The following is a 24,284-nucleotide window of genomic DNA, read 5'->3' on the forward strand; positions in this document are numbered from 1 at the left end:
AAGCCGGTACTCTAGTGGATAGTTTGCTCTGCAATTCTATCCGTAAGCGATTGCATAAAGGCAATCAACGCTTCCTTTTCTCCGGAGGTCAAATTTAGCGGATTCGCCGGTAACGTTTGCTTTGGCCCGGTATGTCCCGCTCCCGCGCCCCCGCCCAAGTCGTAAAAATCGATCACCGAGGCCAGGTCCGGATACGCCCCGTTGTGGAAGTAAGGAGCCGTATGGGCGACGTTGCGCACGGACGGAGTTTTAAAGGAATGTTCGTAGAGCGAAATTTCCTCGTGGGCAAGCCCCGCCGCCGCGCGTCCGCGATCCGGATCCAGTATAGTGACTTTAGCAAAGGGATCGGCGAGTACGCCCAGCACCTCGCTTTCCGTCTCCGTATACCGGGGGGGCAACAGTCCCGAGAAAGTGGGCGCGAAGTGACAACTGCCACAGCCTGCCTTGCCCATGAACAGGTTGTATCCCCGCCGGGCGTTGGGGTCGAGAACGTTCGTTTCTCCCCGGGCGTAGCGATCGAAGGGACTATTAAAGGAGCGCAACGACAGTACATAAGACACCAGCGCCGCACTGAAGGTCCGCCGGTCGATGGTGCTGCGGGAGCCGAAAGCGGACCGGAACTGTTGCCGGTACCGATCGTCGGCCCGTAATTTGGCTATAATCCCGTCGTAGTGGGTCGCATATTCCGCCCGGTCGTAAATAACGTGCTCGGCCTGCTGTTCCAGGGAAAATGCCCGCAGATCGTAGAAATAGCGATCCGCGTACACGGCATTGATTAGGGTGGGTACGTCGCGATTCGTTCGATCTCCTCCCCCGCTGAAGAATTGATCCGGTTGGTGACAACTGCCGCAGCTCAACTCGCCCGTACCGCTCAGTCCCTTGTCGTAGAATAAGTTTTTTCCCAGCGACCGGAGCGCCGGATTGTCCTCCTCCTCCGTTAGCTCGGTGTAGGCGTAAGGATCGAGAAAACTGTCTCCGTACAAGTCCTTACCCTTATCGTTCAGACCGGTCGGAAAGCGGCGGCTCGGGGGTAAGTCTGCTGTTTGTTGCAAGCTACCTAGAGCACGGTAGAGCCCATTCAGGTGTTCCCGTTGGTAGGTAAGCCGGTCAAAGGTATCAAACTCCAGGTCCGGGGCGAGCGCTGCCGCCGCCGCCCGCATCCGCTGTAGGACGTCTCCGTAGGCGGGGAATTGGTTCAGTTCCGTGTGCTTCTCCAGGACCTTCTGCATGGAGATCAGGGCGGCCCGTGATTCGTCCAGGCCGGCGATTGATCCCGGGGTATCGTAGCCGGTGAGGTAAAGGGTCGGTATCCGGATCAACTCACTCCGCATGGCTTCCACCACTTCACTAGTCGGGTAAGATCGACGGTCGACGTCATGCTGCAGCAAGCGGGCGTGGTTGTGTAGCTTACGCGCCAGTATGGCCAGTTGGGAGCGGTCGATTTCGCGCTCGTAAACCATTTCGTCGAGCACTTGCAGGCCTTCCGGCTGTGTTACCGTGGCGCGTGCACCGGTCTTTACGGCCCTCGGTAGGGGTGGTCCGTTAAGGTGGTCGTTTGCGTAGGTGGGGTAGTAAAATTCGATCAGCCAGGCAACGCTTTTGTAGGCTATTCGGGTAGTGTACAGGGTACGTTGCAGTGATTCTTGGTTTCCACCGCCCCGTCGGTACGCATCGGCGAGGGAAGCGAGGCGATCCGTTTGTGCCACGAATTCGGCAAATGCAGCGGCAGTCGTTTCTTCTGCGGAGGCCTGCCGGAAAGTCATAGCCGACCCCGTCAGGAGCAGCAACATCAGTACAAAAATTACGCCTCCCTTCATTATCCCGGTGCTCGGACTAATTGCCAATGGATGCGTAAAGATAGCCCACCGTGTTCCGGAAGCGGTCAGTCGACCTTACGGTACTGGAGGAGCTCCTCGCCGCTTTCGTCCACCAGCGTCAGGCGCAGCGATTCGATTGCGTATCCGGCTACGCGGTTGAGGGCGGCCGTCACGCGATCCGGCACGTCGCTGTTCATACATGCCTTGCGGGTCATTGCCAGCGGACCGAACCGGAGGTTTCCCTGCTCTGCTTTTTGGAGGGTGCCGTTGAAGGAGTTGCAGCCGTTGTTTCCCATCACCCGCTGTTCGGCGAGCTGAAACTCGATGGTGGGTTGCCGCAGGTCGGTGGCAGCGGTAAGGTCGACGGCTTCGCCCGCGATGCGTTCCAGTACCCAGATGTCATTCAGTAACAGGGCCGGATCGTGATTTTTTTCGAGTACTCGGATAAGGGTGTACTCGATGCTGCTGCCGTCAGCCGGCACCTCCGCATCGATCAGTGGCGTTTCTCGAACCGATAGTTTATAGAGATAGCCGGGTTCGTAGTCGAAGCCGGCGATGGTGGCGTAGAAGTATTCCCATTCCCCCCCGTCGAGTTCCGGACCCCGCTTCACCTGCAGGCAGGTCTGCGGGCCGGCTCCGGTGCAGGGCACCGTCCGGCTATTGATCCAAAAGGTGGAGACGGTCGAGTTGATGACCCGGTTAGCGGTGGACGTACAGCCACCAACGGCCAGAATCAGGAAGCCAATTACCAGGAGGGCAACGGTTGGTTTCATACGTAGGGGATTTCCCATGAAGCGTCTACCATTGGAAAAGGTTGACCCCCGCCCACCGGCCTACTTCCTTGAAATAGAACAGACCAAATAACCACGGGCCCTCCTCAGTGATGAGAAGGGCCCGTTGTAGCGCGAGGGTGACTTCCCCGATATTTATCGGGGCCGACCTCAGGATTATGAATCCTGCACCTCGTACCTCTTTATTAATTTTTCACGCATTTCCGGGTATCTGAGTAGATCTTCCAAATACTTTCTACTCTTCATCCGCTTGACGTGACGCTCAATCCGCAAAGCTTGCAAGCGACTTTGACAGTTTATGGCCACTTTAAGCTGCCACGGTTGACCTCTTCGAGTAAACTTAGTCGCTAAGTCCAGTGAGTTGTGTTGCTCCAATCTTGCCTCCGGCAAGAGTTCGGTGCTACCGATATAGTATCGCTCGAGCTTAGCGCTGTACAGTATGTAAACGTGAAACATATGTAAAAATAACCGCGGGCCCTCCTCATCACTGAGAAGGGCCCGTTGGTAGCGCGAGGGTGACTTGAACACCCGACCTCAGGATTATGAATCCTGCGCTCTAACCGGCTGAGCTACCGCGCCAAATTGCCGTAAGCGGCCGCAAATATAGGAAGCGTACCGGTATTTTCACCAACCCCACCGTAAAAACTACACCACCGCTTCGGCGATCGCCCGAATGGTAGAACTGTCGCCCATCGTGTAGTAGTGCAGACAGGGGGCGCCCCGTTCCTTCAGTTCCTTGCTCTGGGCTACGCACCATTCGATTCCGGCCTGTATCCGACCCTCGGCGTTTTTTGCCTTGGTGATGCTGCACACCAGTTCGTCGGGCAGATCGACGTGGAACAGCCTGGGCAGCGCGTTGAGCTGATACAGCTTAGTGACGGGTTTCAGCCCGGGTACGATGGGCACGTTGATCCCGACCTTACGGCAGGCATCCACGTAATCGAAGTACTTCTGGTTATCGAAGAACATCTGGGTTACGATATAATCGGCACCGGCATCCACCTTAGCCTTCACGTAGCGAAGGTCGTGTTCCAGGTTGGCCGCTTCGAAGTGCTTTTCCGGATAGCCAGCTACTCCGATGCAAAAATTGGTCTTGCTGGCGTGCTCGTCCTTGATGAGTTCGTCCAGGTAATGGCCCTGGTTCATATCGACGATCTGCTTAACCAGATCACTGGCGTAATGGTGGCCTTCTTTTTCGGGCACGAAGCGACCCTCGAATTTCCGGGCGTCCCCACGCAGGGCAAGCACGTTCTGCACATCTAAGAAGGCCAGGTCGATCAGGGCGTTTTCCGTATCCTGCTTGGTGAATCCACCGCATAACAGGTGGGGGACCGCATCCACGCCGTAACGGTGCATGATGGCAGCACAGATACCCACCGTTCCGGGGCGTTTGCGGATCGCGGTCTTTTCGTAGTATCCGCTCGGCCGCTTCTTGTACACGTACTCCTCGCGGTGGTAGGTCACGTCGATAAACGGTGGCTTGAACTCCATCAGCGGATCCAGGGTATCGAAGATGGCCTGCATGCTGCCGCCCTTGAGGGGGGGCAACACTTCAAAACTGAGGAGCGTCTGACCCTTGGCCTGCTCAAAATGATCGGTTACGCGCATAAGAAAGTGGAATCCAACTGGAACCGCAAAGGTAATAACCCCAATGTGTATTCTCTAACGCCGCCGTCTTCTACCGGCCCAGCACCCTACCCCCCCAGCGCCTCAAATAAATCCCCCCACCCCTTCCGCGTTCGTACCACCACGTCTAAATATTCCCGCCAGACGGCCCCGTCCTGTTCCGGATCCTTCACGACAGCTCCGGACAAGCTAGCCGCCAGGTGTTCCGTCTCGATGTCGCCAGTACCGAAGTGGTAACTGAGCGCCCGACTCTGGTTTACCACGGAGATTGCTTCGGCGGTCGAAAGGGTGGAACTGGGCGATTTGAGTTGGGTACGACCATCTTCAGTACGGCCGCTTCGCAATTCGCGGAAGATGGTGACCAAGCGGGTAATTTCCGCAGCAGCATCCTGCCGCACGGGAGGCAACTGCATACGGGCAGCCGCGGCCCGACTACGATCGGTGACGATCCTGACTTCCTCCTCCAGCGTTGCCGGCAGGGGCATCACGACGGTGTTGAAGCGCCGGCGCAGCGCACTGGATAACTCATTCACGCCACGGTCGCGGTCGTTCGCCGTAGCGATCACGTTGAATCCCCTCCTTGCCTGCGTTTCTCGGTTGAGCTCGGGGATGGGCAAAATCTTTTCGGACAGAACGGTGATCAGTGCATCCTGGACATCGCTGGGAACGCGGGTCAGTTCTTCAATGCGCACCAGCTTGCCTTCCCGCATTCCGACCATTACCGGTGATGGTACCAGGGCGGCTTCGCTGGGTCCTTCCGCCAGTAAGCGGGCATAGTTCCAGCCGTACCGCAGGGAATCCTCGCTCATGCCCGCCGTGCCCTGTACCAACAATTTGGAATCGCCACTGATGGCCGCCGTAAGGTGCTCGCTCACCCAGGTTTTGGCGGTACCGGGCACCCCCACGAGCAGCAGCGCCCGGTCGGTCACGAGGCTGGCCACCGCTACTTCCATCAGTCGGCGGTCGCCGAAGTACTTCTGGGTGATTTTCGTGCCGTCCGCCAGGGTGTCACCCATCAGGTAGCGAACAACGGCGCGCGGACTCAGTCGCCAACCACCCGGTTTGATGCCGGCATCGTCAGCTTCCAGTGCGGCCAGTTCCTGCGCGTAGGCGGTCTCGGCGTGGGGCCGGAGGATGTCTTGTTCGGCCATGATTAATTCAGTCGGCCGGTGAGGCGATCGCGGTCCATGAGCAGGGTGGTCAATCGGTCTTTGCCGTTGAACAGCTTGACGATGTTCTTCTGGTCCGCGTAGAATTCAGTGAGCACACTGTTCTGTACCGTTACGTTCTGGGGGGGATCGGATGCTTCGGCGACCAGGTAGATCCACAGGCCGTGCATGTCGTCTTCCAGTTCCCATCCGACCAGCGCCACGGGGAGCAATTCGCCGTTCCACTCGATCTTAAAGTGCTTTTCCAGGTAAGCCGTGACGTAGCGTTCGCTGTCGATGTGCTCATCCGCCGTGCCGAGGTCCAGAACGGGTGCGCCGGCGTCCTGCATAGCCTCCTCCAAATCGTCCACGAAGACGTGCATTTCCACCTGAACCTCGCTTTTTGCGGAAACGTAGCGGACATTCGTCTTGCTCACGTGATAATCGTGGGCGGGCGGGGCAAACAGCAAGAGTAGGATTAACGGCAAATTCATGGCGGTAAAGATACTTACAACCGTCGGACGGTGTCACCCCGTCCAACCGCTTAGCCGTCGGACGGGGTCGGGTTACTCGAGTCGGTAGTAGAAGGCTAAGTACAGCGTATCGGCAATGATCGCACCCTGCTGCGTGATCGGCGTAAAGCCGATATCCACCAGGAACCGACCCAGTCGCTCGGTTTCTTCCAGCAGGGCCCGGTCGGCGTTGACTTTCATCTGTCCGGATACGGGAGCAGCCTGGGTGTCGTCGGTCGCGATTACGGATAGGTTGATCGGCTCGGCCCCCTCCGGCAGTTCGGTCAGCGGCATGGCCTCCCAGCTCGATCCCTCTTCATTTACGTGAATGGCCAGCAGGTACCTGCCCCCACGGCGGGCCTCCCGCGCCACTTTGGGGTACTTTACTTCCTTGTAAATGGTCTTCAGCAGGTGCCGCTGGGCCGTCATTTCCGCCGGAACCTCCCGCAGGGTAGGCGCGGTGTTAGCGGACTGCGCAGTTAGGAAGGTAGCGGACAAAAGAAACGCGAGGACGAGAAAGAGGGTCGGTACGGAGTGGTAGCCCAGGGTGTAATTGTACATAGTTGGTTATAGTCTTCAGTAATGAATAGTCAGTTCGGAAAGAACGGCTCCGACAGTAAAATGGATTAACGCTGTTGACCAAATTGCGTTGCACCTGCGCGCCGCCGCCCCCCCCGTCCGGCAATTCATTTAACCGACGGGGTCACCCCGTCCGACGGCTATAGCCGTCGGACCGCTACCGCCCACCCCCACCCCACCCGCCACTCACGGCCCCACCCGCATCTTTTATTCCCCTCAAAATGTTAGTTTTACCTAAATAATTTCAGACGCTATGGCATTCCTGCGCCTCTTTAAGACTCCGAAAAATCAGCAATTCGCCTACAAGCCCCGCTACTGGGACCCTAAAAAAGAAGAGGCGGAAGAGCGGCGCCTGCGCGTCGAAGCCCTGCAGAACGGGGGCGTGGACGGTATAAAGGAACGCCTGCGCGGCGGCTTTCGTCGGGGGGCGGGCGGAGAGGCGGCCGGCCGCTACCGCAGCCAACGGGTAAAAAAATCGAACTACAGCCTGATCATTATCCTGATCACGCTCATCGTAGTTTGCTACGTGGCGTACAAACTTTACTTTCCCGACTTCGAGCAGTTGCTCGGTTAATTCTGCGTAGTTTGGCCCCGAATAGTTGCACCGCCTTATGACGGACAATCTCGTCCACCTACTACCCGATGCCATCGCCAACCAGATCGCCGCCGGTGAGGTCATTCAGCGACCCGCCAGCGTGGTGAAGGAGTTGGTGGAAAACGCCATAGATGCGGGTGCCTCCGAAATCAGCCTGATCGTCAAAGACGCCGGGAAAACGCTGATTCAGGTCATCGACAACGGCTGTGGGATGTCAGAAACCGACGCCCGGATGTCGCTCGAACGCCACGCCACCAGCAAATTAAGTACCGCGGCAGACCTCTTCACGCTACGCACCATGGGGTTCCGGGGGGAAGCGCTCGCCAGCATCGTGGCCATCAGCCAACTGGAAATGAAGACCCGCCGGGCCACCGACGAACTCGGCACCCGCCTGGTAGTCGAGGCCTCGGAAATTACCGTTCAGGAACCGGTCGCCGCCCCGCCCGGTACGAGTATGGCGGTACGCAACCTGTTCTTCAACGTACCCGCCCGCCGCAATTTCCTTAAGAGCGATTCGGTGGAGCTCCGCCACGTACGCGACGAGTACATCCGCATCGCCCTTGCCCACGCCACGGTGCGTTTCGACCTGCACGTCAACGATCGGCTGGACCTTTCGCTCCCGGCCGGCAACCTACGCCAGCGCATCACGGCCGTCTTTGGCAAAAAGTACCGCGACCTGCTGGTCCCCATCGAGGAGGCCACCGACGTGCTCAGCATCGGCGGTTACGTAGGTAAACCGGAAGCCGCCCGGAAGACCAAGGTGGGTCAGTTCTTCTTCATCAACGATCGCTACATCCGCAGCAGTTACCTGCACCACGCGGTCACCACGGCCTACGACGACCTGCTGGGAAAAGATGCCTATCCCTTCTACGTTATTTTCCTGGAGATCGATCCGGCCCGCATCGACGTCAATGTGCATCCCACCAAGCAGGAGATCAAGTTTGAAGACGAGCGGCTGATCTACAACTACCTCAAGGCCACCATCCGTCACGGACTCGGCCGCGCCAGCATCATGCCCACCATTGATTTCGAGAGCGACAACCCCTTCTCCCCCTCCCGCACCAGTGGCGCGCCCCCTCCGGTGATCTCGGAAACCGGCGAGGCGCTTCCCAGTAAGATGAATTCCGATACCCCGCGCACGGAATCCCGCCGCCACGCCAGCAACCTGCGCAACTGGGAAATGCTCTACGACGACCTGGGCATGGAGGTCGATACCGATACCGGTGAAATTCTGCAGAGCCGCATGGGACGGGAAGAGGCCGAAGATACTCCCCCCACCCAGGGACGGGCGCCCTACCAGCTCCACCACCGCTACATCGTGAGCGCGATCAAGGGCGGCTGGCTACTGATCGATCAGCAATCGGCCCACGAGCGCATCCTGTACGAGAACTTCCTGGCCAACCTGCGCGACAAACCGGCCGTCACCCAGCAGTCTCTTTTCCCCCAAACCATTGACCTGGCCCACAGCGACGCCGGGCTGATGACCTCCCTCCTGCCCGACCTCAACAAAATGGGGTTCGACCTGGAAGCCTTCGGGGGCGGTAGCTTTATCGTCCGGGGCATTCCCGCCGAGCTGGCCGGCCATAACAGCGAGCTGGACCTGCTCGAGAAGTTGCTGGAACAGTACAAGCAGAATATTGATCTGCAGAGCGAGGGCCACGAACGGCTCGCCCGGGTGCTTGCCCGCACGGCCGCCATCAAACGGGGCACCCCGCTGGACGAAGCCGAAATGCGTTCGCTCATCGATCGGTTGTTCGCCTGCAACCAGTCCCGCCTGGCTCCGAACGGTCGCAAGTGCTACATCAAGTACGTGGTGGAGGAGGTCGAACGACTGTTCCTGTCGTAGCCATCGGGAACCCTCCGACCGCTTCAAGCATTCTTACTCAAACCTTTCTTCCGGATGCCACCCCTGACTCCTATTGTAAAGAACTTGCTCATCATCAATGTAGCGGTCTTTGCCCTCATCTTCCTGCTTCCCTATTTGGGGGTCGACACCAGAGAATTAGCGGACTACCTGGCCCTCCACTACCCCACCAGCGACCGCTTCCACCCCATCCAGTTGGTGAGCCACTTCTTCGTACACGGCGGACTCACCCACATCTTTTTCAATATGTTCGGGCTGGTCATGTTCGGCCCGCTGCTGGAAGCCCGTTACGGGGGGAAACGCTTCCTCATTCTTTACCTCGCCGCCGCCGCAGGAGCCGTGGCGCTCCACTTCGGGTACACCTGGTTCCAGATCGAGCGCCTGCAGGATATTCTGGCCGACTTCCAGAGCGACCCCACGTTGGCCAACTTTAACGACTTCTTCGGTCGCATCGACGTCAAGGACCTGACCATGGACGACGGTACCCAGGTAAGCACGATCGTGGCCAACATCCAGAATGAGATCGTACTGGCAAAGGGGGATCCCGCCCAGACCGTTCGCGACGGAGCCGGCATGATGCAGGAGTACATCGACTTTAAGGCGAGCATCCCGATGGTCGGGGCTTCGGGGGCGCTGTACGGCGTGGTGGCGGCCTTCGCCATACTGTATCCCGACTTTAAGCTGATGCTGATTTTTCTCCCGATCCCCATCAAGGCGCGGTACTTCGTTCCCGTGCTTCTGGCGGTCGACCTCTTCCTCGGCATCATGGAGTACAGCTGGGACCCCATTGCCCACTTTGCCCACCTCGGCGGGGCGGTGGCCGGCGGACTGCTGGCTTACTACTGGTACAAGACCGATCCGCCGGCGGGATCACGGCGTTGGGATACCGGCGTGCCCCGGTGAACCGGGCTAAATTCGTAGTTTGTAAGCCTTTATCCGGCTTAGGATAAATCTTTTCCGGCCGAAAACGTTTTTACTGGCAGACCACCGCCAACTATGCTACAATCCATCTGGGATGATATCCGCCGGGAGTTCGATTATGGCAACATGATCAGCCGCATCATTATCGTAAATGCGGCCATCTACCTGTTCATCAATCTGGCGTGGGTATTTCTGCGCGTCTTCAACGGCTGGGAAACCCCCAACCTTTACCTCGACATCCGCAATTTCCTGGCGATCTCCAATTCGGGTTGGCACTTACTCACCCATCCGTGGTCGATCGTCACCCACATGTTCCTGCACGAGGGCTTCTGGCACATTCTCTGGAATATGCTTTTCCTCTTCTGGTTCGGACGCATTTTCGGCGACTTACTGGGCGACCGGCGCGTGCTTCCCCTGTACATTTTGGGCGGGCTCGCGGGAGCGGTGTTCTTCTATGTAGCAGCCAACCTCACGGGTTTCGGCGGCGACGGCGGCGTGGCTCACTACGCCTTCGGGGCCAGTGCGGCAGTGATGTGTATCCTGGTTGCCACCGGTGTTTTCGCGCCGGATTACAGCATCCGGCTCTTTTTGCTCGGTAATGTGCGGCTGAAATACATCGTCGCCTTCGTGGTGATCATGAACGTCATTAGCCTGGGGAGCGACATCAATACCGGTGGTGCCTTTGGCCACATCGGCGGCATTACCATGGGTTTCCTGTTTGCCTGGTACCTCAAGCGGGGAACCGACCTTACTCAGCCGGTGCAATCGGTAATCTCCGGAGCGGGCAGGTTATGGAACGGACTCCTGAGTCCCAGTAAGGACCACCCCAAGCGTGGGCCCCACGCCGCCTTCCGTGGCGGTCGCTCGGTCAAGGAGACGGCCACGAAGGAGCGTCCCAGCTTTATGCGGCGGGCCGGAGGCGCCGCCCGCCCCTCCTCCAGCACCAAGGATACGCCCCTCAAGGGGGAGGCCAGCCACCAGGAGCAGCTCGACGCCATCCTCGACAAGATCAAGGAGCGGGGCTATAACAGCCTGAGCAAGGACGAAAAAGAATTTCTCTTCCGGGCCAGCAACCGCAACTGAAGCTAGTGCGTACGATTATTCTGTGGATCGGAAACTTGGTCACCTTCGTCACGGCCTTCGGACTGATGGCCCGTTACGTTCCTCCCCAGACCTTCTGGCCACCCGCCATCGTGGCCCTGCTGCTGCCGGGGTTGCTGTTGGTTACCCTCTTCTTTTTTCTTAGTTGCCTCAGCCGATTCAACTGGCGGGCCGCCTTGTTTCCCCTCGTTGTACTGCTGTTTTCGATTCCGTTGTTGGGGCATTTGCTTGCTTTTCCCAGCTCCTCTCCACTGATGGATGACACCGATCCTACCCTCACTTTGGTAACCGCCAACGTAAGGGCCTTCCGCTCCGTAGACGGGACCGATGCCGACACTTTTCAGGTACGCGAAGTGGTCGATCAGTTTGGGGCCGACTTGCTCCTTATGCAGGAAGTCCGGACCTTGCGATACCGGCTAAATTATATTTCCCTAATCCTGGATTCAGGTGGTTTTCGGGAGCGTCACCAAAAGGAGGGCACCGTTATTGCGACCTACGGCAATGATATTACTCCGGTCACCGCTTCCTTCACTCCTCCGAATGAATACAATGGCTATGTCGTCACCGATGTAGCGACAAAGCTCGGCCCCTTGCGCATCATCAACGCTCACCTGGAATCCAACCAGATCAGTCGTATGACTTCCGGGATGAGCGACGACAACTCCGTAACCAAACGCGTAGAGACTTTTAGCGAAATGCTCCGTGGATACGGTCGTGCTACCCGTACCCGCGCCCGGCAGGCGGAAGCTATTCGGAAGATAGTGGAAGATAGCCCCCACCCCGTGATCCTTGCCGGAGACTTCAACGATGTCCCCTCCTCCTATACCTATAATCACATTCTCTCCCCCCGCCTGCGCGATGCCTGGTCGGAACGGGGGACGGGCCTGGGTACCACCTTCACCGGTCCGCTGCCCGGCCTGCGCATTGACTACTTCATGGTAGACACCAGCCTCAACGTACTCGAAATCGAACGCTTGCCCTCCCGCTGGTCGGATCACCGCCCCTTACGTATCACGCTCGCCCGTTAGCAACCTGCCGCCGGCCCCCGATCAGCTGCTGGAAATTGTTGTAACTTTCAGTGGCCCACTTGGCGATCCGACGGTATGGCGCTACGTACACTATGTATCACACTTTTTCTTTTGTCCCCCCTGATCGGTGCGGGGCAGGCTACCGCGGTGGTGATCGGGATTGCTGATTTCCAGGACCCCGGCATCACCGATCTGCGCTACGCCGACGACGATGCCCGTGCCTTCGCTGAGTTTCTTTTTTCCCCCATGGGTGCCGACCTTCCCCGTGACCGCGTCAGGCTACTGACCGATACTTCGGCTACGCTCGCCGCCATCCAGTCCGCCCTGGCCTGGCAACTGAGTATGGCCGCGGAGGGGCAAACGGCCTACCTCTACCTGGCCACCCACGGCGACGTCGAGGCCACCGACCTGCAATCCAGTGGATTCCTCCTCGCCCACGATACGCCGCGCAGCAACTACGACCTGCTGGCCCTCAGCGTCAGCTTCCTCAACGACCACCTCGCCGCGCTGTCCGAAAAGCACGTTATGCCAGTCGTGGTCACCGACGCCTGTCACGCGGGTACGCTGGCCGGTGACGCCGTGGCCGGACGCCGCCTGACCGCCGCCTCACTCATGCAGCGGCAGGGCACCGAAGTGCGTATGCTGGCCTGCCAACCCTACGAACTCTCCCACGAGGGCGAACGGTGGGGCGGGGGACGCGGAGCTTTTTCCTACCACCTGCTGGAAGGGATGCGCGGAGCGGCCGACGAAGACCGCAACCGCCAGATCGACCTCTTCGAACTTGAGCGCTACGTCCAAAACCGGGTGAGCGAGGACACCGACCGCGAGCAGCACCCGGAGCTGTTCGGCGACCGTAAGGACCTGTCCCTATTCACCGTCGCTTCGGAAAGCCAGTCGACCTTCCAGCGGGAATCTACCCAACGGCTGGAGGTCAGTTTTGAGGAATCCACCGTAGCCCTAGCCCCCCCGGAGGCGCAACGCGATTACCTGCGTTTCAGAAGGGCGCTGAGCGCGGGAGCACTCCTCATGCCGGAAGAGCAATCCGCACTGGCCTACTACCGCAAGCTGCGTAGCGCACCCGCACTGCTCCCCCTGCGCGGACTGCTGGACGAGCGGCTGACCGTCGCCCTACTGGACGCGGTACAGCAAGCCATTGTCGCCTATCTGGATTCGGATCCGGAGGAGCTTACCGCCCGCGACCGCATCGACGAAAAGTACCGCGTCTTCCCCCTATATCTATCCACTGCCGCGGCCATCCTCGGTCCCGAAGACCCCCGCATTCCCGGCATCCGGGCGAAGGAGGCCTATTTCCGGGGCATGGTGCTGCGCCTCGAAGCCGACTGGAACGGTCGTACCGATAGCAGTTACCACCAGGCGCTCGACCAACTTGAATCCGCCGTCGCGCTGCAGCCCGAAGCCGCCTATCTACACAACGAACGCGGGCTGATTCTGATGCGACTCGCAAATGCCGAGGCGGCCTACGGCAGTTTCATCGAAGCGACCAGGCTTGCTCCCACCTGGGCCCTTCCCTACAGCAACCTGGGTATCCTCCTGAAACAACAAAACGCCCGGGCGAACTACCAGCTGGCGGCGGATTACTTCGATCGGGCCATTGCCCTGAAGCCCGACCTTGCGGGGGCTTACATGAACTACGGCAATCTACTGTACGATACGGGCCGTACCGACAGCGCCGAAATTCTGCTGCGGCAGGCACTGGACCTGAAACCATCCGATACCTACGCGCGGTACAATCTTGCCCTCCTCATCGGTGAAGATCCAGCGGGAAGACGGGATGCCCAACGGATTTACGCGGCCATCATCGAGGAAAATCAGGCGCTCGTAGCGGACAGCCACCTCGAAAGCGGGCGAATCTACCTGGACATGAACCTGCTGGATTCCGCGGAACACCACCTCAAGCAGGCCATCGCCCTACAGCCTACCGACCGCAACGCCTACGCTTTACTGCGAAGAGCTTACCTCGCTGACGGGCGGGAGGAAGTGTCGGCCGCATACTTTAGCGAGCTGATCGCCACCCGGCCCGACCGCCCCTTTGGCTATTATAATCTGGCGATGACGGATACGCTTTCCTCCGACTGGTTGCGGCAGCTGAGGAACGCATCGCTACCCGACTCGGTATTTTATGAACTGGCCACCACGCTCGGATTCTCGTTCTACTGGGAGGGGCGGTATTTGCAGGCCGAAGAGAGCCTGAAACTCGCCACCCGGAGCACCCAGTACGGGCCGGCCGCACGCTTTAACCTGAGCGCCTTCCTGGCCGCTACCGGGCAGGAAAAGAAAACGCTGGCTGCCGTACGGGAGGCGCTGCGCCTGGCCGACAACCCGGAAGCCGTGACCCTCTACTGCCGGCGTTTCGCCGCCGATGCCGACTTTGAAAAACTGAGGAGCACCGAAGGTTTCCAAAAGCTCTACGATAAACATTGCGGCGGGTTACCGCCTCCCGATTGACCCGGCACCCGCGTACCCGCCCATTTCTTTACCCTATGACGCTCCCCCATGAAGTACTTTCTCCCCCTGCTCTGCTGGCTGCTCTGCGGGTTTCTCTACTCCCAGCAGACGCTGCACGTGATCGCTACCATCAACCCGCATCCCGACGACGACATTGCCGTCGGCTGCCGGAAGGATCAGCAGAACATAGACAAACTCTTTTCTTTCGTCGCCAAGTCGCTGCGGGAACGTGGTTCCGGTATGACCGTACAGACTTACACGCCCGGCTATGATCCGTGGGAGGTGTACACCTTCCTGGAAGATTTGACGGTCGGACCCGACGATGCGGTGTTCTTCATTTATTCCGGTCACGGCCTGGAGAACACCCAATCGCCCCGCTGGCCCCTACTCTACTACTGCCCGAAGGGCAACGAGGCGGCCGATCCGGAAAACTGCGGCTACTCCCTGCACGACGTACACGAACAGCTCAAAGCCAAAGGGGTACGCATGTCCCTGACCATCGGAAGCAGTTGCAACGCCGAGCCCGAAACCGATGCCGCCGACCGCGTGGTGCGGCGCTTAGGATCACGGGAAGAGGAGATGAACGACCTGAACGAAATGGCTCACGAAAACTTCGGGCTGTTTACCAATTACGAAGGCCACATTCTGGCCTCCTCGGCACTACCGGGCCAACTGGCTTACCTGAATGATGAGGTGGGCTCCTACTACGTTGACGCCCTGGTGAATACCATGGCCGCGGGGCTACAGGCTCGGCAATCCGTGTCCTGGGCCAGCATCCTGCGCCGCACCGACCGCACCGTACGCGAGGAATGGAAGAAGGAACAGGAAGCCCAGTTCATGATCTTCCGCGACGACGTGGCCATGTATTCGGATACCGATCACCACTACCCGGGAGATGAAGAGGACATGCGGGCGATCTACGAAGACGAATATACCGAAGAGTGGGAGTCGGAACTCGACCAGCTGGAAGCCCTGGAGTTACTGCCTTACTACCTCATTGCCTCCGCTGCGGAACAAGGCGAGGACGACGAAATTCTGGCGCATGACCTGGAACTGGCCGAAGCGTTCTACCGCTCGATCCTGGTGGAGTACTACCCCGACGACGAAGATTACTTTTGGGATGTCGCCTTGTCGGATTTCGCGGAAGACCCGGAATGGTTCTACGAAGAACTGGAGTACGGCTCCGACCTGTATGAATCACTCGATGACGACTTACTACAGTCCATCAACGAATTTTTACTTAAACTGGGGCAGTAAGTCCACTCAATCCCTACACTATGCGATACATCATCCTTCTCTTTCTGTTGAGTGCCGGCCTGCTGACCGCCCAGTCCGACCGACCGACCTTCGGAGGTTCGGGCACCGAATCGGGCACCTTCACCGGCTCCAATCCTTCCGGGACCCGGACCAGGGACAAGGGCATGGGCTTCGGCAAGAAAGCCGCGCAGAATGCCAGCACTAACGCCCGCCTACAACAAGCCAGGGAGCAGACCATGGAGAGCATGGAAACGAACGGCCCGGTCGCCCCGGACGAAACCACCACCTTCGACGAATCGGCCGGCATGGGACTATACTACCTCGAGACCGGTGAGTCGCTCTACGAAGTCGCCGATTACCTCGAGTACGCCAGAGAGGAGCTGGACCTTGGCGACGGTGAGTCGGTGCTCGGCCTGATCAGCCTCTACGGTCTGCTGGCGGAGGAAGCCAGCACCGCGGGCGATGAGGACCTCGCCAATTCTTCCTGGACGCTGGCCGAGGATTTGATCGACGACTTCTTCGCCGACGAGCCCTCAGACGACGATGCCCTGCTCATCAATACCGAACTGGGCTACATGTACTACGAGCTGGGCTACAACGGTACGGCGGGTTACTTCTTCGACGCGGCGCTGGACCTGGACCCCGGCAATGCATACCTGGCCTACATGGTCGCCAGCTGTCGTGCCCTGGACGACTTAGAGGAAGAAGCGCTGGACTACCTGGATTATGCCCTGTCGCTCGGGCTGCTGGAGGATTACCCCGATGTGGACATCGCGGAGGACAGCGACTTCGACAGCATTCGCGAAACCTCCTATTACCGGACGCTGGCAGAGGACTACGGTTTCGAGTAAGCCGCCATGCTGCTGCCCACACGCCACCTGCACGCGCTGATCATTACGGCCCTCATCTTCGTACTGATCGGCGCGGTGCGGCTGGTGACCTTCAATATTCACTACTTCGATCCCTTCAACAACGGGATCCGGGATTATGAGATCACCGACATCCTCTTTTCCCAGTTGCGCGACCCGGAGCGGGTGGACCGGGAAGACCGTATCGTGCTGGTCCACGTCGCCAAACCGCAGCGGGCCGAGATAGCGGAGTTGCTCACCAAGATCGGCAGCCGCTCGCCGCGCGTTATTGGGGTCGACATCCTGTTTTCCGGTCGGAAGGACCCGGTAGGCGACTCCCTGCTTGCCGCTGCGATCTCCGCTACCCCTTCTATCGTTATGGCCTCGAACCTGGCCCCCTACGACGGGCAGCGGAAGGGCATACCCGGCATGATCTATTCCGACTCTATATTCACCCGGGGAGCGCGCAGTGCGTACACCAACTTCCTGGCGGGTACCGACCGCACGGTGCGGCTGTTCAATCCCTTCATCACCACCCTCGACGGACGACAGGAGGTGTCGTTCGGCGCGGCACTGGCCCAGGCCTACGCCCCCGACCGGGTCGGAAAACTGCGGTGGCAACGGGGTGAGCGGCCCGTGCGCATCAATTATTCCGGAGGGTACCGCGGCTTTTTGCGGGTGGACGGCGGGGCCATCCTGGAAACCGAAGCGGAAGACCCCCTGGCGGTATTTCGGGACCGGATCGTCATCATCGGATTCATCGACAGCCAGGAACCGGATGCCCCGATCGAGGACCGCTACTTCACTCCACTCAACGAGGTCTACACCGGCCGCAGTCTGCCGGATATGTACGGCGCGGTCATTCACGCCAACATCGTTTCCATGATCCTCGACGGCAGCTACATCTTCGAATTGCCGGGCTGGCTGGAGGCTTTGCTCGTGGTGGGCTTCACGTACGTCAACGTCCTGGTCATTCACCGCATCTACCACCGCCTGCCGGACAGTTACCACGGGGTGACCCGGGTGATGCAGTTGGTCGAACTTTTTTGTTTTTTCTTCATCGTAGCCCTACTTTTTTACCATTTCCGGCTGAAGATTGACTTCTCTACCGGTTTCCTGGCACTGGTCTTGGCTTACGACATCGTGATGATCTACGAGAGTTTTATTCGCAAGCGTATTCCCGCACTAAATCCACCCGACCATGTGTAAGGCATTCATCCTCCTGTTCTTTCCCCTGCTGCTGTGCGGCCAGGTCAGGGACGTTCCGCTGGTGATGTACGCCACCGGGCCGATCGACTACGAGGGGGGCACGCCGGGTACTTCCGTCTCCGTTTACACCGGCACCTACCTTACCGGCCAGGGTGCGCTTTCCCTCGGCGAGGATGCAACACTGGAGGCGGTGAGTGGGGACCGGTTCGTACGCCTGAGCGAGCCCGGCCGTTATCCCATTTCGGAGCTGTTCGAGCAGGAGCCGAAGAGCGATGGGTTCATCGACCGCTTCATCAACTTCGTGCGCCGGGGGCTGGATCAATCCGCCTCCACCGAAGACCTTGAGCACGCCTACCAGGAAAACCAGGGCAACATCAGCGGGCTCGGCGATGCCGGACTCTCCGGTTTGCTTCCCTTCGGAGGCTCCCTCTTTCCGGTAATCACCACCTTTACCTGGCCCGAAGACGACGCGGCAACCTCTTACCGACTGCGGGTGGTCGACAGCCTGACCGAAGCCGTCGTGCTCACCGCCACCGCCCGCGATACCTCCGTACAGCTTGACCTGGCGGGCCTGTACCTACAGGACGACCGGCGGTACTACTGGGAGGTCTTCCCCAATGCTGCCCCCAGCAATACTCCCTCACGCCTGGGCGCTCAGGCACCCGCGGTGGCCGGTACCCGCATCTACTTTACGTTCCGTACCCGGGATCGGTCGGAGGTACTGGCACCGGTCACCGAGCTATCGATCTACCGCGGCACCGCAAGCGAGGCCCAGCGGCGACTGCTCGAAGCCATGGCCCTTGAGGAAGCGGATTACCTCTACGCCGCCGACCGGGCCTACCGGGATGGACTTGCTCAGGAACCCGACAATCCGGTCATCCGCCGCGCCTACGCCGCATTTCTTAGCCGCTGGAACCAGCGTAGCCGGGCCCGCACCATGATTCAACTCCGATGAAACGCCCCGCTCTCCTCTTACTCCTCCTTACCGGCTGCCTCCTCCTCGGGGCCGAAGGAAGCGCCGTGGAAAAAGAGGCCATCGCCCGCACTATTTTCGAACGCCTCGTTGCCGCCCGGGGGGACGCAAGCAAGCCCGCACCATACTTTGCCTTCACTTCTTCCAAACGCAGCGGTGCCCGGTGCGAGGGCAATCAGGTCATCCTCGAAGAGGCCGCGTACGATGTTTGTACTTCCTTTGGCCCGGATGCCGAGGCGGCCCTGGCCGGTATGTTGGCCCACGAGATCGTTCACTACTACGCCGGTCATACCGACGGCGGTACGGCAATTGGTTTGGTCGGGGACGCGGGTGCAGCGCAGCAGGAAACGGAAGCAGACTATTTGGGTGGGTTCCTGGCCTACCTGGCCGGGTTTCCGGTAGCAAACGTCATGCCCCGGGTGCTGGAGGCCGTGTACACGGCATACGATCTGCCGGATGCCCTGGCCGGATATCCTACCCTCAGCGAACGGATGGCACTGAGCGAGCGGACTTTCCGGGAAACGCAGCAACTGATTACGGTTTTTGACATGGCAAATGTGCTCACCGCGCTGGATCGTCACGCCGAAGCGGCCCTTTACTTTGACTACCTACTTCAGATTTTCCCCAGCCGCGAAATGTATAACAACGCCGGGCTGGTGTACGCGCGGGCGGCGCTTCCCCTGTTTCAGCCGGCTACCCTGACCTACGTATATCCGTTGGAACTCGACCTGCGTTCACGGCTTTCCGGCCAGACCCGCGGGCCCGTCGTCGACTCCCTCACCCGGTCCTTTTACCTGCAAACCGCCGGCGAACACTTCGAGCGCGCCCGCCTTCTCGATCACGACTACGCCCCCGCCCTGCTTAATCTGGCGAGCGTTCATGCCCTGCTTAGTGCCTCCTTGCTGGCGGGCAATCCGGATAGCCTGAGTCGGGAAGTGGCCGGTGATCGGCGCATGGAAGCCACCCTGCGGGCCAGGGAAGCGGACCGGCTGGCCATCCGACACGGACAGGGCGTCACCGCCGCCAATGCCCGGGTCATGCTGGGAATACTCGCAAGCCTGAACGACGAACGGGATGCCGCAGAACGCCACTTCTCCGGTGCCGCGGAAAGTTCGTTGGCTGTAGTAAACCTTTCCGTGCTGCGTAACGGCAAGCCACCTGCCGCAACGAGCGGATCGCGGAGTGGGGACTTCGTGATGGAAGAGCGGATCGCCGGCCGGTCGATCGCGGACCTACGGATGGAAGCCGGAACGCCCCACCAGGAAATCCAGGTTTCCCGGGGCAGCTTTCCCATTCGGTTGGCGATCCTACCTCCACCGGATGAGCACACGAGCCTGCTACGTCACTCAGCCAACGACGGCGCGCAGACCCTGGTGGTTGCCGCTACGCAGTTTGGATACGACGGGACCACGGCCCTTGAAATTGCGGCGGGGGCTGACCGGTCCGCCATCGTTGCCGAGTATGGTTCGCCGGCGTATTCCCTCCTTACGGTGGGGGGTGAGTTGCTGGTCTACCCGGAAAGCCGGTTGATCTTTTCGTTACGGGACGGGGTGCTTACCTACTGGATGGTGTATTCCGAAGATTGATCCGCTCAGGCGACTATGCTTGCTACACGTGCAGCGCCCGATCGCCCGTTGCTGCCAGGGCTGCCTCACGGAAGGCTTCCGTGTAGGTGGGGTGAGCGTGGCTCATGCGGGCGGCATCCTCGGCACTCGCGCGGAACTCCATGAGGGCGACGGCTTCGGAGATCATATCGGCGGCACGGGCACCCACCATGTGTACGCCCAGGATCTCATCGGTGTCGGCATCAGCCAGCACCTTGACCATTCCCTCGATGTCGGTACTGGCACGGGCGCGGCCCAGGGCCTTGAAAGGAAACTTACCGGATTTGTACTTGACGCCAGCCGCCTTTAATTCCTCCTCGGTCTTGCCGACCGCGGCCACCTCGGGCCAGGTGTAGACGACTCCCGGGATCAGGTTGTAGTCGATGTGTGGCTTTTGTCCGGCAATGTGCTCGACGGCGTAGATGCCTTCTTCCTCGGCCTTGTGGGCCAGCATGGCACCCCGAATGACGTCGCCGATGGCGTAAATGTGGGGCACGGAGGTTTCTAAATGATCCCCGACAATTACGCGGCCGCGGTCGTCCAGGTCCACGCCGGCCTTATCGAGACCTAATTTATCGGTGTAGGGACGGCGGCCCATGGCGAGCAAGCAGTAATCGTACTCTTTGGTCGTGGACTCCCCGTTGCTTTGCTTTTCGAAGGTGAGCGTTGCACCCGCGTCCCCGCCCTTGACGGCCGTGACTTTGTGGCTGAGGAAGAAATTCAGTCCCGTTTTCTTGAGGGCGCGCATGAGTTCCTTGCTGCAGTCCTTGTCCATGGTGGGCAGGATACGGTCTTCCAGTTCGATAACGTCCACCTCGGTCCCCAGGCGTCCGAACACGCTGCCGAGTTCGAGGCCGATGACTCCGCCGCCGATGACGGCCATGCTCTTCGGCACCTCGGTGATGTTGAGGGCTTCCGTGCTGGTGATGACCCGCTGCTTGTCGTAGTTAAACATGCCCGGCGTAATGGGCTTCGAGCCGGTGGCGATCAGGAAATGCTCGGAGGTGAGGGTGCGGTCGTCGCCCTCGTTCATGGCTACCCGCAGCTCATGGGGACCGGTGAAGGTGCCGTGGCCGTAGAGCACCTCGATCTTGTTCTTGTTCATCAAAAACTGGACGCCCTTGACGGTCTGGTCGACCACCTCGTTCTTGCGCTTGATCATCTGGGGCATATTGACCTTCAGGTCCGCAAGATCGATGCCGTGCTCGGTAAATTTCTCGTGGGCATTGTGGTAATGCTCGGAGCTATCCAGCAGGGCCTTAGAGGGGATACAGCCGACGTTGAGGCAGGTGCCGCCGAGGCTGTTGTAGCGCTCGACGATGGCGGTACGGAGACCAAGTTGCGCGGCGCGAATAGCGGCCACGTAGCCGCCGGGGCCACTACCGATGATGGTTACGTCAAAATCCATTTAGTATAGGTTTGGGATGTTCAGCAAAGGGAACCGGTGGGTGGGTAAAAAGATTTAGGCATCCCCGCCGGGCTTTTTCTTGGCACGGCGGCGGCGATTGTTGCTGCGTTTGTTCCGGGATTTCGACTTTCCCTCGGCCCTTGGCTGGGGTGTCGTATCCTTACTTTCCCGGGATGCGGTGGAAGTTCGTTTGCGGCCGCGTCCTTTGGTTTTGCCCTTGCGGCGGCGCTTTTCGGCGGGCAGCTCGACGGCACCGGTGACGTCTTCGTACTCGAAGTCGTCCTTCACCTCCGTGACGGCCTGGAAGGTTTGCAGGTCGGCGGGCTTCTTGTCTTCGCGGTTGAGGGCCAGGATCTCGTGCACCTTGTCGACCGGGATGGGGAACAGCAGCCCCCGGTTTTCGCGGTAGGTGTAGTACATGAGTCCCTTGAAGATGTCGGTCTTGATGAGGATCCCGAGGCCGGCTTCGGTGCGCAGCTTGTCCGCCTTTTTGGGGAAGGCTTCCAGGGCTTCCATGTAGGTATCCAGTTCGTAGTTGAGGCAGCACTTGAGGCGGCCGCACTGTCCGGACAGTTTTCCCTGGTTGATGGCGATGTTCTGGTAGCGGGCGGCGGCGGTGTTGACGCTCTGGAAGTCGCTGAGCCAGGTGGAGCAGCAGAGTTCGCGGCCGCAGCTGCCGATGCCGCCGAGGCGACCGGATTCCTGACGGGGCCCGATCTGCCGCATTTCGATCTTCACCCGGAGTTGGTGGGAGAACTGGCGGACGAGTTCGCGGAAATCGACCCGCTCGTCGCTGGTGTAGTAGATGGTGGCCTTGCGGCAGTCGCCCTGGTATTCTACGTCGGTCACTTTCATGTTGACGTGATTGGTGCGGGCGATGGCGCGGGACTTAACCAGGGCGGGGTACTCCAGCTGGCGGGCCTCGTGCATTTTTTCGAGGTCGCGGGTATTGGCCTTGCGGAGTACGCTTTCGGTCACTTTGGCCTGTTTGACGTTCTTTTTTTTCATCTGGAGGAGCACCAGTTCCCCGCTGAGGGTGATGCAGCCTACGTTGTAGCCATTTTTGGTTTCTACGGCCACGTAATCTCCCGTGAAGACGCCGAGTGCGGGGGGAGCGTGGTAAAAATCTTTGGAGGCACCGTCCTTGAAGCTGACCTCTACGATATCGGTGGTGTAGCTGTCGTCGATGCCCAGGTGACTGAACCAGTCGAAGGTGCTCATTTTGTTACAGGAACCCGTTCCGCAGTTGCCTTTGCTTCCGCAGCCTTGGGGGGTTCCGCAGGATGTACATCCCATGGTATGTCAATTTATGTTTACGCCCTTGCGGCCCGGCTTTCCGGTTCGCGGTGGCGGAGTAGTTGGTGAATGCGGATGCCCGCATCCAGAAAAAGGATTTTGGGGTTGGCGTTGCGTTCGATGTGTTCGGCGCACGCGCTCAACAGATTTATGATGCCGGCCAGTTGATCGTGGTCGATCAGGGGCAGCATTTTAGTAGCACTGCGCAGCTCCGCGGGGGGTAGGCGCACGCCGTTGTTTTCGTTTCCGGTTACCGACAGCAGGAGAAATTCCCGCCAGTAGTGGAGGCAGTACCGAATGAAGTGTTTCTGGGTTTCGCGGCCGAGCTTGGCGAAGTCGTCGGTCCAGGCGATGAGTTTCGCCGGACTGCCCTGAAAGCAGGCGCGCATCCAGTCGAGGAGGCGGGGGCCGTGGGATTCGGTTTCCGTTTCGGCCAGGGAGATGGCCAGGTTGTAGTTGCCTCCGGCCAGGCGGGCGGCGGTTTCCAGTACTTCCGGTCGGGCGCCCTCGATGCCCCGACTCACCAGGGCACGGGAGATCTCGGCGTCGGTGGGCGGACCGAGTTTAGTGAGTTGGCAGCGGCTCAGGACGGTGGTGAGGATGAGGTCGAGGCGTTCGGCGACGAGCAGGAAGATGGTCCGCTCGGGGGGCTCCTCGATCATTTTCAGGAGGCGGTTGCCCTCATTGCCCAGGTACTCGGGCAGCCAGATCAGCATGATCTTGTAGCGCCCCTCAAATATTTTGAGGTTGAGTTTGCGCAAGATGGTGGCACAGGATTCACGGGTGATGTTGCCCTGCTTGTTTTCGGCTCCGATGCGCTGCAGCCAGTCGTTGGCCTCCTGGTAGGGGGATTCCTTCAGGGACTCGCGCCACTGGGGAAGGAAGGGATCGCTGGTCATTTTGGACCCGACGGTCGGGAAGGTAAAGTGTAGGTCGGGGTGAACGACTCCGGCCGTCTTGCGGCACGCGCGGCAGCGGCCGCAGCAGCTGTCCCCACCCGGGCCCTGCCGGTCTTCGCACAACAACAAATTAGCTACGGCGAGCGCGGCGGGTAACCCGCCGGTACCCGGTGGGGCCAGCAACAAATTGGCGTGGGGGAGCCGGTCGGTAGCGGCCATTTGCCGCAACTGACTGATCCCCGAAGGTAGATGTATGAGTTGGTCGAAGTACATGATCGTATCGGGGGTAAAGGTAGCAATTTGGGGCGGGTAAGCGCTTGCCGAACTGCGGCGGATGCTGCG

General features: G+C 59.7%; 21 protein-coding genes and 1 tRNA gene. 11 read left to right on the forward strand and 11 right to left on the reverse strand.

Translation table 11 applies throughout. The annotated features are described in order from the left end of the window. Positions 1–11 precede the first annotated feature (11 nt). From GGR28_RS13350 to GGR28_RS13385, 8 genes are all read right to left on the reverse strand, one after another. A complete protein-coding gene (locus tag GGR28_RS13350) occupies positions 12–1,790 on the reverse strand; it encodes a cytochrome-c peroxidase (protein WP_183496312.1) in 1,779 nt (592 codons plus the stop codon). A 92-nt stretch (positions 1,791–1,882) separates the two neighbouring features. Continuing rightward, complete coding sequence (locus GGR28_RS13355; RefSeq protein ID WP_183496313.1) at positions 1,883–2,590, reverse strand: DUF4377 domain-containing protein; 708 nt, start codon at positions 2,588–2,590, stop codon at positions 1,883–1,885. Positions 2,591–2,764: 174 nt separating this feature from the next. Then, positions 2,765–3,064, reverse strand: a complete 300-nt coding sequence (locus GGR28_RS19495) for a GIY-YIG nuclease family protein (protein ID WP_183496314.1) — start codon at positions 3,062–3,064, stop codon at positions 2,765–2,767. A 46-nt stretch (positions 3,065–3,110) separates the two neighbouring features. Continuing rightward, a tRNA-Met gene (locus GGR28_RS13365) sits at positions 3,111–3,187 on the reverse strand. Between the two features lie 66 nt (positions 3,188–3,253). Further along, the gene (gene metF / locus GGR28_RS13370; RefSeq protein WP_183496315.1) at positions 3,254–4,216 is read right to left on the reverse strand and encodes a methylenetetrahydrofolate reductase [NAD(P)H]; all 963 of its coding nucleotides are present in this window, start codon (positions 4,214–4,216) and stop codon (positions 3,254–3,256) included. 86 nt (positions 4,217–4,302) lie between these two features. Beyond that, positions 4,303–5,385 (reverse strand): ATP-binding protein, encoded by a 1,083-nt coding sequence (locus GGR28_RS13375; RefSeq protein WP_183496316.1) that lies wholly within the window; start codon positions 5,383–5,385, stop codon positions 4,303–4,305. Positions 5,386–5,387: 2 nt separating this feature from the next. Further along, complete coding sequence (locus tag GGR28_RS13380) at positions 5,388–5,876, reverse strand: DUF6702 family protein (RefSeq protein ID WP_183496317.1); 489 nt, start codon at positions 5,874–5,876, stop codon at positions 5,388–5,390. Between the two features lie 72 nt (positions 5,877–5,948). After that, the gene (locus tag GGR28_RS13385; RefSeq protein ID WP_183496318.1) at positions 5,949–6,455 is read right to left on the reverse strand and encodes a hypothetical protein; all 507 of its coding nucleotides are present in this window, start codon (positions 6,453–6,455) and stop codon (positions 5,949–5,951) included. 271 nt (positions 6,456–6,726) lie between these two features. On the opposite strand from GGR28_RS13385, the gene GGR28_RS13390 reads away from it, so the two are divergent. The 11 genes from GGR28_RS13390 (at position 6,727) to GGR28_RS13440 (ending at position 20,321) form a co-directional block, all read left to right on the forward strand. Then, positions 6,727–7,047, forward strand: a complete 321-nt coding sequence (locus tag GGR28_RS13390) for a hypothetical protein (RefSeq protein ID WP_183496319.1) — start codon at positions 6,727–6,729, stop codon at positions 7,045–7,047. Between the two features lie 37 nt (positions 7,048–7,084). Beyond that, positions 7,085–8,914 (forward strand): DNA mismatch repair endonuclease MutL, encoded by a 1,830-nt coding sequence (gene mutL, locus GGR28_RS13395; protein WP_183496320.1) that lies wholly within the window; start codon positions 7,085–7,087, stop codon positions 8,912–8,914. A gap of 54 nt (positions 8,915–8,968) precedes the next feature. Continuing rightward, positions 8,969–9,835, forward strand: a complete 867-nt coding sequence (locus GGR28_RS13400; RefSeq protein ID WP_183496321.1) for a rhomboid family intramembrane serine protease — start codon at positions 8,969–8,971, stop codon at positions 9,833–9,835. 93 nt (positions 9,836–9,928) lie between these two features. Continuing rightward, a complete protein-coding gene (locus tag GGR28_RS13405; RefSeq protein ID WP_183496322.1) occupies positions 9,929–10,936 on the forward strand; it encodes a rhomboid family protein in 1,008 nt (335 codons plus the stop codon). A 5-nt stretch (positions 10,937–10,941) separates the two neighbouring features. Beyond that, positions 10,942–11,982 carry an endonuclease/exonuclease/phosphatase family protein gene (locus GGR28_RS13410; protein WP_183496323.1) on the forward strand — a complete coding sequence of 347 codons (1,041 nt, stop codon included), beginning with the start codon at positions 10,942–10,944 and terminating at the stop codon, positions 11,980–11,982. Between the two features lie 111 nt (positions 11,983–12,093). Then, entirely contained in the window at positions 12,094–14,448 is a 2,355-nt protein-coding gene (locus GGR28_RS13415; protein ID WP_183496324.1) for a caspase family protein, read from the forward strand. Positions 14,449–14,496: 48 nt separating this feature from the next. Then, positions 14,497–15,705, forward strand: a complete 1,209-nt coding sequence (locus GGR28_RS13420) for a caspase family protein (protein WP_183496325.1) — start codon at positions 14,497–14,499, stop codon at positions 15,703–15,705. Positions 15,706–15,725: 20 nt separating this feature from the next. Beyond that, positions 15,726–16,556 (forward strand): tetratricopeptide repeat protein, encoded by an 831-nt coding sequence (locus GGR28_RS13425; protein ID WP_183496326.1) that lies wholly within the window; start codon positions 15,726–15,728, stop codon positions 16,554–16,556. Between the two features lie 6 nt (positions 16,557–16,562). Then, a complete protein-coding gene (locus GGR28_RS13430) occupies positions 16,563–17,762 on the forward strand; it encodes a CHASE2 domain-containing protein (RefSeq protein WP_183496327.1) in 1,200 nt (399 codons plus the stop codon). Continuing rightward, on the forward strand, positions 17,755–18,717 hold the full coding sequence (locus tag GGR28_RS13435; protein WP_183496328.1) for a hypothetical protein: 963 nt from the start codon (positions 17,755–17,757) through the stop codon (positions 18,715–18,717). The genes GGR28_RS13430 and GGR28_RS13435 overlap by 8 nt, the downstream gene beginning before the upstream one ends. Next, complete coding sequence (locus GGR28_RS13440; protein ID WP_183496329.1) at positions 18,714–20,321, forward strand: M48 family metalloprotease; 1,608 nt, start codon at positions 18,714–18,716, stop codon at positions 20,319–20,321. The genes GGR28_RS13435 and GGR28_RS13440 overlap by 4 nt, the downstream gene beginning before the upstream one ends. Before the next feature lie 22 nt (positions 20,322–20,343). Here GGR28_RS13440 and lpdA read toward each other — a convergent pair whose 3' ends face one another. The 3 genes from lpdA to GGR28_RS13455 form a co-directional block, all read right to left on the reverse strand. Further along, positions 20,344–21,747 carry a dihydrolipoyl dehydrogenase gene (lpdA, locus tag GGR28_RS13445; RefSeq protein ID WP_183496330.1) on the reverse strand — a complete coding sequence of 468 codons (1,404 nt, stop codon included), beginning with the start codon at positions 21,745–21,747 and terminating at the stop codon, positions 20,344–20,346. 54 nt (positions 21,748–21,801) lie between these two features. Continuing rightward, a complete protein-coding gene (locus GGR28_RS13450; protein ID WP_246416737.1) occupies positions 21,802–22,968 on the reverse strand; it encodes a PSP1 domain-containing protein in 1,167 nt (388 codons plus the stop codon). Between the two features lie 92 nt (positions 22,969–23,060). Continuing rightward, positions 23,061–24,215 (reverse strand): DNA polymerase III subunit, encoded by a 1,155-nt coding sequence (locus GGR28_RS13455; RefSeq protein WP_183496332.1) that lies wholly within the window; start codon positions 24,213–24,215, stop codon positions 23,061–23,063. Between the last annotated feature and the right edge of the window lie 69 nt (positions 24,216–24,284).

This window comes from Neolewinella aquimaris, from assembly GCF_014197245.1.
Classification (GTDB): Bacteria; Bacteroidota; Bacteroidia; order Chitinophagales; family Saprospiraceae; genus Neolewinella; species Neolewinella aquimaris.

Excerpts from the sequence above, each read along its gene's own strand:
- GGR28_RS13350 (WP_183496312.1), bottom strand. The coding sequence starts at position 1,790 with ATGTTGCTGCTCCTGACGGGGTCGGCTATGACTTTCCGGCAGGCCTCC.
- GGR28_RS13355 (WP_183496313.1), bottom strand. The coding sequence starts at position 2,590 with ATGAAACCAACCGTTGCCCTCCTGGTAATTGGCTTCCTGATTCTGGCC.
- GGR28_RS19495 (WP_183496314.1), bottom strand. The coding sequence starts at position 3,064 with ATGTTTCACGTTTACATACTGTACAGCGCTAAGCTCGAGCGATACTAT.
- metF (WP_183496315.1), bottom strand. The coding sequence starts at position 4,216 with ATGCGCGTAACCGATCATTTTGAGCAGGCCAAGGGTCAGACGCTCCTC.
- GGR28_RS13375 (WP_183496316.1), bottom strand. The coding sequence starts at position 5,385 with ATGGCCGAACAAGACATCCTCCGGCCCCACGCCGAGACCGCCTACGCG.
- GGR28_RS13380 (WP_183496317.1), bottom strand. The coding sequence starts at position 5,876 with ATGAATTTGCCGTTAATCCTACTCTTGCTGTTTGCCCCGCCCGCCCAC.
- GGR28_RS13385 (WP_183496318.1), bottom strand. The coding sequence starts at position 6,455 with ATGTACAATTACACCCTGGGCTACCACTCCGTACCGACCCTCTTTCTC.
- GGR28_RS13390 (WP_183496319.1), top strand. The coding sequence starts at position 6,727 with ATGGCATTCCTGCGCCTCTTTAAGACTCCGAAAAATCAGCAATTCGCC.
- mutL (WP_183496320.1), top strand. The coding sequence starts at position 7,085 with ATGACGGACAATCTCGTCCACCTACTACCCGATGCCATCGCCAACCAG.
- GGR28_RS13400 (WP_183496321.1), top strand. The coding sequence starts at position 8,969 with ATGCCACCCCTGACTCCTATTGTAAAGAACTTGCTCATCATCAATGTA.
- GGR28_RS13405 (WP_183496322.1), top strand. The coding sequence starts at position 9,929 with ATGCTACAATCCATCTGGGATGATATCCGCCGGGAGTTCGATTATGGC.
- GGR28_RS13420 (WP_183496325.1), top strand. The coding sequence starts at position 14,497 with ATGAAGTACTTTCTCCCCCTGCTCTGCTGGCTGCTCTGCGGGTTTCTC.
- GGR28_RS13425 (WP_183496326.1), top strand. The coding sequence starts at position 15,726 with ATGCGATACATCATCCTTCTCTTTCTGTTGAGTGCCGGCCTGCTGACC.
- GGR28_RS13430 (WP_183496327.1), top strand. The coding sequence starts at position 16,563 with ATGCTGCTGCCCACACGCCACCTGCACGCGCTGATCATTACGGCCCTC.
- GGR28_RS13435 (WP_183496328.1), top strand. The coding sequence starts at position 17,755 with ATGTGTAAGGCATTCATCCTCCTGTTCTTTCCCCTGCTGCTGTGCGGC.
- GGR28_RS13440 (WP_183496329.1), top strand. The coding sequence starts at position 18,714 with ATGAAACGCCCCGCTCTCCTCTTACTCCTCCTTACCGGCTGCCTCCTC.
- lpdA (WP_183496330.1), bottom strand. The coding sequence starts at position 21,747 with ATGGATTTTGACGTAACCATCATCGGTAGTGGCCCCGGCGGCTACGTG.
- GGR28_RS13450 (WP_246416737.1), bottom strand. The coding sequence starts at position 22,968 with ATGAGCACCTTCGACTGGTTCAGTCACCTGGGCATCGACGACAGCTAC.
- GGR28_RS13455 (WP_183496332.1), bottom strand. The coding sequence starts at position 24,215 with ATGTACTTCGACCAACTCATACATCTACCTTCGGGGATCAGTCAGTTG.